Genomic DNA, 11,200 nt, shown 5'->3' on the forward strand with positions numbered 1-11,200 from the left:
GCGGTTGCGGGCCTCAGCTCAGACCCAGGCCATAGGCGTTACTGAGATCGAACAGGATCGACTCCTTGCCGCTGGGCAGGTGCGTCACGTAGTACTTGATCGGCGGCACCAGGGTCGCGCGGTCGGTGGACCAGGTCAGGCCGAAATCCCGTGACGTGGCGGACTCCGTTTCCCGCTCGGTTTGCGCCAGCCATTCGCGTTGGGCACCGAGGGGCCAGCGGTTGCCATAGAGGCGATGGATCTCCGCCAGCTCGGCGCGCGCCGGCAGGCGCCGATGCCCGGCGTTGGCTTTGGCCTGCATGCCGGCGAAGGTTCCCAGCCCCAGCCCATGGCAGTGGATCACGCCACTGACCGACAGGCTGTAGCTTTTCATCTGCCCGCCGCGATCATGCACCGTGATGCGGGTGCTGCCGTTGCCGCGCACCGTAACCAGGCCGGACTCATCGACCACGGCGACTGCCGGATTGCCCGAGCTGTAGGTGTAGCCGGGGGTACCGCCACTGGCCTCACGGCGGACCGAAGTGCTCGGACCGAAGGCGGGCAACACCGTCGGGTGGCTGGGGACCAGGTAGAGCTTGCCGCTGAGGGTGACCGGACGCGGGTCGAACAGCAATTCGGGACGCTCGCTGCCCGCCAGTCGCAACTTGACGATGACCGCTTCCGAGGGCTCCGACAGATTGCCTGCCCGATCCCTGATCCGGTAGCTCACCGGCCAATCGGCATCCGGCCCCAGCGAGGCGAGGAACTCGCGGGGAAAGCCGATGACGATGGCCTTGAGTTCCATGACCTGCATCCCCGGTCCCTCGACATCGCCCCAGAAGGTGCTCACCTGGTCGCCGACCGCGAAACCGTTGTAGCTGGCGATGGTGCCCGGCAGCACATTACCCAGTTGGGTCAGTTCCGCCGAGGTCAGGCCGTCGTTGACCTGGGATGGAAAGGCCATGGCCCCGAGCAATGGCTGGCCGGGTTTTTCGCGGTCGACCTCGATCCGGGTCGGGAACGAATCCGTCCAGGCCTGGCTGATGGTGTCGTAGGCCCGGTACCTGAGTTCATGGCTACCGTGGGTCAACGCCTCGACCGGCAGGTCCAGGTTCAGGGTGTCCCCGGGATTATCCTCCGGGCCGATGAACACTGGACTGCCCAGCAGCTCCGTGCCCCACAGCAACTGATAGGTTTCGTCGGTGGAAGGGTTGCTCCAGACCGGGAAGGTCACCCGCACCGGGGCGTCGAGAGCGCTGATCGGCAGCAGCCCCTGGCCGTCGTCCAGGGCCGCCTCGACCCTCGGCCTCTCCAGTTCCCGGGCGTCCTCGGGCAAGCCCCGGGCTTTTTTGCAGTCGAGCAGCAGGGCGGGACCGATGCCCAGGCCGCTGGCTTCATAGAGCAGGCTCAGGCCGGGGGTGACCTTGATATAAGGGCGCTCCGGCTCGACGGTGTCCAAGGTCATGTCGAGTACCCCATGCACCAGTCCCAACGGGCCTTTTGTGGTCGATGACCAGGTTATCGGCTTGAGCGGCGACTGCAACGGCCAGCGCTTGCCGTAGGCCGCACGGATATTGATCAGTTCTTCCAGCGATGGCATATCCAGGCCTTTTTGCCGGGCCTTTTGCAGGATCTCGTCGTTGCTGCCCTCGCCCAGGTTGTAGCACTGGACCACGCCGCTGACGTTGACTTCGTAGCTTTTGCGTTGCCCGGCACTGTCGCTGACCCGGATGCGGGTCTGGCCATTGCCGCGCACACTGACCTTGCCGCTGCTGTCGACCACGGCGATCCGCGGGTTGTCGCTGCTGTAGTGATAGCCGGGTACGCCGCCGTCGGCCATGCGCTGGATCGTCGTGCCGGGGCCGAAGACTGGCAGCACCTGCGGGTGGCAGGGAATCAGGTAGATCTTGCCGGGCAGGCTGACCGGGCGGGTGTCGAAGACCAGTCCCGGCACCCGCTGTTTGGCCCGGACCACCAGCCGTAGCCGGGGGAAGGTCAGGGCGCTGGATTCGTCGGGGCTGCCATCGAACGTCACCTTGAAGGTGAAGGTCAGGCCGCTCAGGTCTTTCAATTGATCAAGCGCCCCACGCGGCACGGGGTCGTCGAAGACGTCGGCGATCGAGGGGATTTCCCGGGCCTGCCAAATCACCAGGGAATAAGGCTGGCCATTGCCCCGGGTACCTTCGCCGCGTAACCAGACCCGTTGCCCGAGCTGGATATGCGGCCATTTCCTGATCTCGATGTGGGCATCGCCGCTGAAGGTGTTGAGGTCGAGGACCTGATTGTCCGGTGCCTGATGAACGAAGGGCGTGGGCAGGTCTTCCTGGGCGATGGGCAGGACATCCAGCAGCAGTTTCTCCGACGGCGCGGGGACGCCGTCGCGGCTGACGGTATAACCGACCTCCACGCGTTTACCGATATTGGCGCTGACCGCCATGACGGGCACGGAGAAGTCGACACTGCCGCCGGCGTTGCCGGGCTTGGCAGCAATGGGCGGGGTGCCGGCACCGGGTGTGCCGCGCCAGTAGGCCTGGATACTGTCGTGGGTCTGCATGGCATAGCTGACCCGGATCGTCGCGCCCATCAGCGCCTGCAACGGGAACAGCAGCGTGTCGTGGGCCTCCGGCACCTTGGGTGCCGGCAGATCCAGCGGGTGTGCGCTGACCGGCAACAGCAGGGCCTGGGACACCACGGGCTGCGGGGCGATGGTCTGGACTTCATAGCGCAGCACCACGGAGCCCCCGGCCAGCACGCTGACCTGGTCGTCCGGGATGCTGAAGTCGAGGTCCTGGTCGGTCGCGATGACCGGCTTGGCCTCCTGGTGGCGGATTTCCATGCCGGCGGCGGTGGTGCCGAGCCAGATCAGGTTCACGCTCTGGCCCACGGCGATGAACGAATAGGGCTCGACCCGGGCAATGACGCCGGTTTGCGTCGGGTCGAGCACGTTGCCGTTGGCTTCGGCCACGGGCACCCGGGGCGGCTTGAGCGTCAAGGCACGGCCGATGATCTGCAGCGGCAGGCTCCTGGAGCGGCGTGGGGGCTGGTTGGGCGTCTCGACGTAGTAGTAGAACCGCGCCTGTCCCTGGATGATCAGGAGAAACTGTTCGTTCGGCACCTCGAAGGAGACGAAGGCGTCGCTGTCGCTGCCGGGCAACATCGCGCTATAGGCGGGCAGCGTCGCGCCGAGGGCGGTTTCCCGCTCGACCAGCAGGCGCAGGGTCTGGGCGCTGCTCATGCCTTCATAGCGCAGCACCAGGGTTTGCACGTCGGCGCCGGCGAGTACATCCAGATCAAGCTGCAGGCCCTGGGCACGCGGGACCACGGGCGGACGCAGGTCCGGATCGCCGATACCGACTTCGACCAGGGCCGGGCGTGACCAGCGCGACCAGTTGTTGACCCCGTCGCGTATCTCATACCGCACGATGATCGCGTCGGAGTTGCCGGCCTCGCGGATAATCTCGGGATCGATCGGCACCACCACTTCGTCGCTGGGCGCGGTCAAGGGTGGGTGCTGCACCAGGCGGCCATGCCAGGACACCACGATCGCATCGCCGGCGGCCATGTTTGCGTAGCGCTTGACCATCACGCTGACCCCTTCCGGGTCTTCGATCACCCCAGGAGGCAGGATCACCGGCAATTCTAGCTTGTCGTTGACGGTGGGCGTCGCGGATTGGGTGTCGGGGTCGCCGGGGACGTCCAGCTTGATTCGTACCTGGGTTTCGGCGGTTTCCGGCGCGCCGCCGGGAAACGGGGTGAGGACGTAGCGCACCGTCACGGCTTGCGCCGACATGATCCAGCGGGTCTCGACCCGCAGGGTCAGGTGGCTGGCGCCGGGTGTGCTGTCCTGGGTATGGCTGGCGACCGGTTCGGGATGGCTGCCCCAATACAGATCAATGCGATCCCTGGGTTTCAGCTCCAGCGGGGCGATCACCACGGGCAATGGTCGTTGCGGGTCGATCACATCGGTGGCGCCGATACCGCCGATATTGAAGCTGTTGATCAGCGGCGGCACCAGCTCCCGCGTGGCGCGCGGCTGTCGATCGGCGATGGCCGACGGCGGGGTCCAGGTGGCGGCGATCGGGCCTGTTTTCTCCCAGAACGGGCTGGCCTCCAGCACGCTCAACTTGCCCGCGCCGGTGACGGCGTTGATCAAGCGCAAAAGGGGCGGGGTGAGGCGGCTGTCGCCGGCCGCTTCGACTTGCGTGCACAAATCCCGTTGGGCGCCGGAACCCCTGGGCTCGTACTTGAGCAGGGCGCCGTCCTGGCTGGAGTAGTAGAGGCTGTTGAGGAAGAGATTGTCCGTCAGCAGGGTCTGGGTGACGAAGCAGATATCCTCGCCGCGGAAAAAGTCGGCATCGGGCGTGTCGCGGGCCTGGTAGCGAGCCGGGTCGAGGGGGTTGGCATAGTGAATAGCGTCGAGCGGGGTTTTCCCCAGGGTCAGTTCAAGACGCTGTTGCTCCAGTGCCTGGGTCTTCTGGTCGGCCAGGGTGCGGGTGACTTTGATCGCCTGGCCCTCGACGAAAGGTTCGAGGGTGATATAGCCGTCAGGCGCGGACGAACGATAGATCGCATTGACCAACAGCGCGCCTCGGCCCTGGCCGATCTTGCCATGGGTATAACGCGCGGCATCGTCCGCATGGGCAAAAAACGGACTCAGGGCATAACGTTCGGTGGTGCCTGATGCGTCGTCGGGCGGGTCCCAGGTGGCGCTGAGCGGGCCGGTCTGGCGCCACAGCGTACCGGGCTGCAAGACACTCAATTTGCCGCTCGCGGCCACGCGGCGAACATAGTCGCGACCGGACAGCGAGCCGTTCTCCAGCTGGCCCTGGGTATCGATAGCGTCGTTGTGAAAGAGACTGCCCCGCAGCACTTCGTCGGCATCGGGCACCAATGGCACCGCGTAGCTGAACAAGGCCCCGTCGGCGGTCGCCAGATAAAGTGCGGTGCTGCTCCGGTGTCCTGGCACGATCGCCGTTTCGCGAGCGGTCTTGATGGCGTGGGCGAAATCCCGCGGCGAAATGAAATGCTGGTAGACCCGATCGCTGGGCGGCGCCTCCCGCCGCGGTTCCGAGACATAGAGGCCGTCGAGGAGATAACCGGGGATCAGGCTGAGAACGGCGATGTCCGCCGGGAGTATGAGGGTTCGATCGAAGTCGCCGCTGATGTCGAGGGCGGGCGCGGTAGCGACGTATTCTTTCTCGTTTTTCTTGAAGATAAAACCGAAGCTGCGTTGGGTTCTCGGGTTGGTTTGCGCGAGGGCATGCCGCACGGCATCCGTGGCGGTCATGAACACCGGGCTGAACGCGGGGGGATAAGTGGCCGTCGATGAGTGGTCCGTTTCGACCAGCACCCCGGCGGCGCTGTCGCGAATCGACAGCACTTTCCCGGGGCTGGTCCAGACATCGCGGCCACGGACCAGCACCCGCAGCTCAGCGGCGTTGAGCAGGTCACGGACGAATGTCAGTACGGCGCCCTTGTCGGCGTCCAGGCCGCTCTTGAAGCGCTGTTCCGTGGGGTTTTTCATCAGGTTCAGCGGGTCTGTCGATGAGGGCAACAGCGTCTTGAACAGTTCGGTTTCGTTGGCGGAGTGCCGGCTGCTGTAGCGGAGCAACGAGCCGTCCTGGCCGGAGAAATAACGCAATGGAATCGCCCGATCCTTGATTGCCCGATAGATATCCCAGGTCGGAAACAGGTTCAGGTACAGCTTGGCTTCTGTCGTTGGCAGCGAGAAATCCAGTTTGCCCAGGCGTGAGCTATAGGTCCCGGCAATCGTGTGATCTTCCAGGGAAAAACCATTGCCGAGGGGGAATACTAGCCGGTGATCGAAGATTTCGCTGGCTGACGCCAGCGGCAGCGTGGCGACAAACAGGCCGTCCGAGCGTTGCAGGATCACTCCGCCATGGACCTTGTCGTAGCGCCGTGGGATCTGCCCGTGAGCGTGGCGCGCCGCGTCGTCGGCGCTGGCGAAGAGCGGGCCGAGGGCGCGCCGCTGCAACTGATGATAGGCCTGCCAGGCGCTGTTGACCCGACCTGCCGGGCCCCACAATTCACTGGGCTGAAGCACGCTCAGCTCGCCGCTGTCGGCCAGTGCGTGGATGAAATCCAGTGGCTCGAGGATGCCCTTGAGCAGGCGTTCGCCGTAGCTCGGATCTCTGCCGGCGAGCAGGGATTGGTCGAAGGCGATGTCCAGTGGGCGGTATTTCAACTGCGCGCCATCGCGGGTGCTCAGGTACAAGGGCAGGGCAGGCGACTGTGGGTCGGGGCGACAAGTTTCGAGCTGTTTGAGCGCTGCCAGCAGCTCATTGGGTAGAAAGAAGTTGCGGTATATCCACACGTCCTTGCACGGCAAACGTTGTGGATACAGGGCGGCGCTGTAGTAGAGACCGGCCAGGCGATAGCCCGGCGGCAATGCCGGTGAACCATCGACGCCCGTGGGCAGGCGTAGGTCCGTGCCGAACAGCGGTTCCCTGGCGGTCAGCGGTTCGCTGGCGGCGTAGCGGTTGTGGCCGTTGCTGATGATGACGCCGATCCGCCGGTCGCGGTATTGGCCGTTGATACGTTCGTTGGCAGAAAGGGCCGCGGCATCCGCGCTGTCGAACAGCGGCCCGAAGGCCGGCAAGGCCGGGCTCGAGGCTGTCTTCGGTGGATAGGGCGTCCAATCGCCGGGCACCTTGCCGGGCGAGCCCCAGTAGGTGTTGCCACGCACCACGTAGAGCGCAGCGGTCTTGGCCAGGGACTTGATGAACTCGCTGGGCTGCAACCGATCGAGGTCGCTGAGGTCATTGCCCGGCAGCAGACGCGGGATCAGCGCATCCTCTTCGTCAGAGCCGTTGGGCATGTATTTGATGATGGTGGAGTCGGTCATCAGCGCATAAAACGCCCTGACTCCCTGTGGTCGGGCGAGGAGGGTCCTCAGGACCTCGTCCGGGGTGATGCTTTTCAGGCGCAGACGCATCTCCTGTTCGGAGAATATCGAGGGCTTGTCGAGTTGCCCGCCGTTCTGCTCCCTGACGGCCGACAGACTGATGTTGGCACGGTACACGGCATGGAGTCGGTGCCCGGCGGGGAAGCTGGCGATGCCGGTTTCGGTGAGCGGATACAGGGCATCACTGTTGAATCGGCGGTCGTTGCCGGTGGTCGGCAATGTGGCCACAAAACTCGCGTCCTGGCGCTGGAAGATCAACCCGCCGAACTCCTTGTCGGTGCCGCCCTGGATCAGTTGTTGGGCATGGCGGGCGGCGTCGTCCGCCGACAGGAAGCTCGGACCCAGCCCCGGCAGTACGGCGTCGGCGAACGGTGCCCAATGGATCGGGTCGACTCCTCCCGGCCGGTTCCACAGGTGGCTGCCGTGCAACACCCGTAACTGGCCGGCGGCGGCGAGGGTGCGGACGAATTGGTGGGGTGGCAGGACGCCGCTCAACAGTTGCTCGCGAGTGTGCCGGGCCCGCGCCTGCCAGTCCGCGCCTTCGGGCAGCAGCGCCTGCTCCAGTTCGCTGTCCTCGGAGCGGTAGATCAGCAGCGCCCCGTCGGGGGTAGCGAAAAACAGCGGCGGTGGGTGTGAGCCAGGCGCCGAAGGGCGCGAACGGCGGGCGTGATGGAGCCCGGCGAACAGGTCGTAGGGGCTGAAAAAGTTTTCGTACAGCCAGCTTTCCCGGGGCGGCAGTTGTTCGTGGGTGGTCTCGGCTTGGCAATAGAGACCGGCGAGGACAAAACCTTCAGGCAATTGCAGGCGGCCCTGGGCGTCACGCCCGAAGAGCGCGTCCGGGTCGAAGGGCATCGATGGGGTGCCCAGGGCCAGTGTCGTGGTGAATTCGGCCTTTTGTGCATGCTTGAGGATAAACAACGAGGGGCGCTGCAAACCTTTGAAAGCGGCCTGGCCGTGGGCATACTTGACGGCTTCGTCGAGGCTGCTGAAGGTACGGCTGAGCAGCGGCGTAGCCGTCTTGCGACGCATCGGCGCGACCGCAGGGTCCGCTGGAAAGCGACTGGCGCCGGGGTGTTCGGCGTGGGTGAGGGCGTCTTGAGGCATGGCAATACTCGTCTGAAAATGGACCGGGGAGCGTCCCCTGTCGGTACCGCCGGCCTTGCAGTGTCCGGGCTGGCAGATAAGGTGTTTTCATTTTCAGGAAAAGCGGCGCAGCGATGCGTTACATATCTAGGTTGCCGGCGCGGGCCCCAGCGGGGTTTGCGGTCGGTACGGACAGTGAGATGAGAAGCGACATGTCGACCCTGCAAACCACCCCTTCCCAGGCCCCCTGGGCCGCCGATCCGGGCTATCTGTACAACGCCGCCGGAGAGGCCGGCCCGCTCGCCACGCTGATCCTCGCCCACGGTGCCGGCGCGCCGATGGACAGTGATTTCATGAACGCCATGGCCGAACGCTTGGCGACGTTGGGTATTGCCGTGGTGCGTTTCGAGTTTGCCTATATGGCGCAGCGGCGCCTGGACGGCGGCAAGCGTCCGCCGAACCCGCAGGCGCGCTTGCTGGAGTGCTGGCGTGAGGTGTACCAGGGCGTGCGGCGCCAGGTCCAGGGGCCCCTGTTCATCGGGGGCAAGTCCATGGGCGGACGCATGGCCAGCCTGCTGGCCGACGACCTCGCTGCGTCGGGGTTGGTGTGCCTGGGGTATCCGTTCTACGCGGTGGGCAAACCGGAAAAACCACGGGTGGCGCATCTGGCGGACCTCGCCACGCCGACCCTGATCGTGCAGGGTGAACGTGATGCCCTGGGCAATCGGCAGACGGTGGCCGGTTATGCGTTGTCGACCCAGGTTCAACTGAGTTGGCTGGCAGCGGCCGATCACGATCTCAAACCGCTGAAGGCCAGCGGTTTCACCCATGAGCAGCATCTGGACACGGCGGCGCGGCAGATCCACGACTTTATCCTGAGCCAGATGCCGTAAAGCGCCGGTTGCCTGACCGATGGCAACCGGCATTGGTGTGCTCAGCCCACTCCGAGGCTGACCACGACCTCGGTGGCGGGTGAGCGTTTCGACCAGTTGCCGACCCCATCGAAGATCTCATGGCGCACTGGCAGAGCGCTGGCGTTGCCGGCGGCTTGGATGATCGCCGACGGGATCGGGATCAGCACCTCCCGGTCGACCTGCGCCTCGCTCAAGGCCGGGTGGTCGATGCGCTGCTCATCCCAGATCACGCTGATTCGATCGCCTTCGCTCATGTGCTCGTAGGGCGCGATAACTGCACTCACTCCTCGCGAATCGACGATAACCCCCGCCGGTTGCACCTTTGGTGGGCGCAGGGCTTCGTTCTCATAAGGCGTCGCCGGATCGATGTCGATACCACCAGGGGGCTCCAGTTTTACCCGGATCAGGGTGAGCGCGGATTCCTCCGTCGTGCCGCCGGGAAACGCCGTGAAACTGTAGCCAACCGGTAGCGGCTCCTTGGCCGACTCAAGGCCTCGGCTGTCGACCAACAGGCTGACAAAACCGTTGTCGGGCGGGGCGTCCAGGGGATGTTCGTAGCTGACGGTCGGCTCTGTGACGTTGCCCCAATACAGGTCGATACGATCCCGCGGTTTGAGATTCAACGGCCCGACCAGCACGGCCAGGGGTTTTTCCGGGTTTTCCACATCGGCGGCACCGACCCCGGCGGGGTGGGCGCTGAGGACCTGGGGACGATCCAGGTTTCGTGGCTGGATGGATTTGGACATGATCGGGGCTCCAGGGGAAAAAGGTCGGCCGGTCATAGGCGTACCGCCGACGGACAGACACCCGCCACGCGCATATCGACATAGGCGGCCTGGCGTTTCGAACGGCCGGTTCCGCTCAGGCTGTCGACGCTGAACGTGGCCTCGGCGTGGCCATAGCAGGTGGCGTCCAGCACCGTTCGCGGCACCCGCAGGTCGTAGCCGTCGCGCACGTGTGCCTCGGTCAGGGGATCGGAAGTCTGCGACCACTGGTTTTTCGGGTTGCCGCCAATCAGTTGGTCGAAGCCTTCGTAGAGGAAATGGATGACATCGCCGGGTTTGATATTCAGATAGGGGGCGATATGCACCGGCGCACCGTCCTGGCCGTTGAGCGTGTTGATCGCGCCGTTTTCGTTCAGCTCGGTAAAGAGCGGGGCGTCCGGCCCCTCGGGTCCGCCGGGCAATTCATCGCGGGAGCGAACGATGATGCTTTGCTCCGGCGATTTTGACGTGTTCGGATTGCCGGCCTGGGTCACGGTGTACAGCACGCGGATATCGCTGCCGGTGCCCAGTGGCCTGAACCGGCTGTTGAGGACTGGCAGGTGCAGGTCGCGGGCCGCGGCGACATCGCCCTCGGTGACGGCATAGGGCGGGTCGAACATTGGTTGTCCGGCCCAGAACAGCTGGATATTCTGCCCTTCGCGCAAACCAGGATTCCAGGTAATGACGGCACTCGCATCCCGCTCGAAATCATTTTCGTCGATCAGGTTATCCACAGCCTCGGGCGAGGCGCCGCGAATGGTGGGGCGTTGCAGGTCGCCTGGCAGCGGAAGCCCGTTGAGCAACAGCAATACATCGATGGCAGTCGAGTCCTGGGAGATATTTCCGGCCCGGTCCGTAACCCTGTAGAACACCGGCCCGTTGAAATCCCCCAGGGATTCGAGAAAGGCGCGGGGAAATTCGACGATCAGCTCCCGAGGCTCGATGTCATCTTCCTCGACCTTGCCACCGGGGCCTTCGGTATCCCCCCAGAACGTCCTGATGCGGTCGCCGATGTCAAAGCCGCTGTAGCCGTGAATGGTGCCCGGCAGCACATCGCCCAGTTCTGTCAGTTCTTCCGAGGTGAGGCCGTCGCCGACCTGGGCAGGAAAATCCAGGGGCGCGAGGGTAGTGGGATAGCCGGGAGCAGTGGTGTCGATTTCGAGGGCAGAGGGGAAAGAGTCGGTGAACGCTTCGCTGAAACTATCGGTGACGCGATAGGCCAGTTGATAGTGGCCTTCGACAAGCCGGTCGAGGGGGATATAAAGTTCCAGGGTGTCGCCGGGCCTATCCCCGGGTTTGATGAACTCGCTTTGACCGATAGGTACGTCGTTCCAGAGCAACTGGTAAGTTTCGCTGGTCGAGGGATTGTCCCAGACTTTGAAGGTGACGAGGACCGGGGCATTGAGTGCGCTGAGGGGTAATAATCCATCTTCGAAGGCCACGGGAATGTCCGGTTTATCGAAAATGGGTGTGCGGAAAGTTGTCAGGGACATAGTGGTTCTCTTGTTTGAATGCGGCCTCCCGAAGAAAGCCGC

Annotated in this window: 4 protein-coding genes; 1 reads left to right on the forward strand and 3 read right to left on the reverse strand. The window is 64.5% G+C overall.

Annotated features, from left to right (window positions below):
- Nucleotides 1–13 precede the first annotated feature (13 nt).
- A complete protein-coding gene (locus tag HX866_RS23610; protein WP_177140489.1) occupies nucleotides 14–8,008 on the reverse strand; it encodes an Ig-like domain-containing protein in 7,995 nt (2,664 codons plus the stop codon).
- A gap of 191 nt (nucleotides 8,009–8,199) precedes the next feature.
- Between HX866_RS23610 and HX866_RS23615 the strand changes: the two genes are divergently transcribed.
- Nucleotides 8,200–8,880: an alpha/beta family hydrolase gene (locus HX866_RS23615; RefSeq protein WP_256344982.1), complete on the forward strand. Its 681-nt coding sequence runs from the start codon at nucleotides 8,200–8,202 to the stop codon at nucleotides 8,878–8,880.
- Between the two features lie 41 nt (nucleotides 8,881–8,921).
- On the opposite strand, the gene HX866_RS23620 is transcribed toward HX866_RS23615, so the two are convergent.
- Together HX866_RS23620 and HX866_RS23625 are read right to left on the reverse strand one after the other, a co-directional pair.
- Nucleotides 8,922–9,647, reverse strand: coding sequence for a hypothetical protein (locus tag HX866_RS23620; protein ID WP_177125733.1), 726 nt, complete (start codon nucleotides 9,645–9,647; stop codon nucleotides 8,922–8,924).
- Between the two features lie 32 nt (nucleotides 9,648–9,679).
- Nucleotides 9,680–11,158, reverse strand: coding sequence for an addiction module component (locus HX866_RS23625; RefSeq protein ID WP_177125732.1), 1,479 nt, complete (start codon nucleotides 11,156–11,158; stop codon nucleotides 9,680–9,682).
- Between the last annotated feature and the right edge of the window lie 42 nt (nucleotides 11,159–11,200).

The sequence above is a fragment of the Pseudomonas gingeri genome, from assembly GCF_013386165.1.
GTDB classification, from domain to species: domain Bacteria; phylum Pseudomonadota; class Gammaproteobacteria; order Pseudomonadales; family Pseudomonadaceae; genus Aquipseudomonas; species Aquipseudomonas gingeri_C.

Coding starts and splice junctions, on each gene's coding strand:
- HX866_RS23610 (WP_177140489.1), bottom strand. CDS start 8,008: ATGCCTCAAGACGCCCTCACCCACGCCGAACACCCCGGCGCCAGTCGC.
- HX866_RS23615 (WP_256344982.1), top strand. CDS start 8,200: ATGTCGACCCTGCAAACCACCCCTTCCCAGGCCCCCTGGGCCGCCGAT.
- HX866_RS23620 (WP_177125733.1), bottom strand. CDS start 9,647: ATGTCCAAATCCATCCAGCCACGAAACCTGGATCGTCCCCAGGTCCTC.
- HX866_RS23625 (WP_177125732.1), bottom strand. CDS start 11,158: ATGTCCCTGACAACTTTCCGCACACCCATTTTCGATAAACCGGACATT.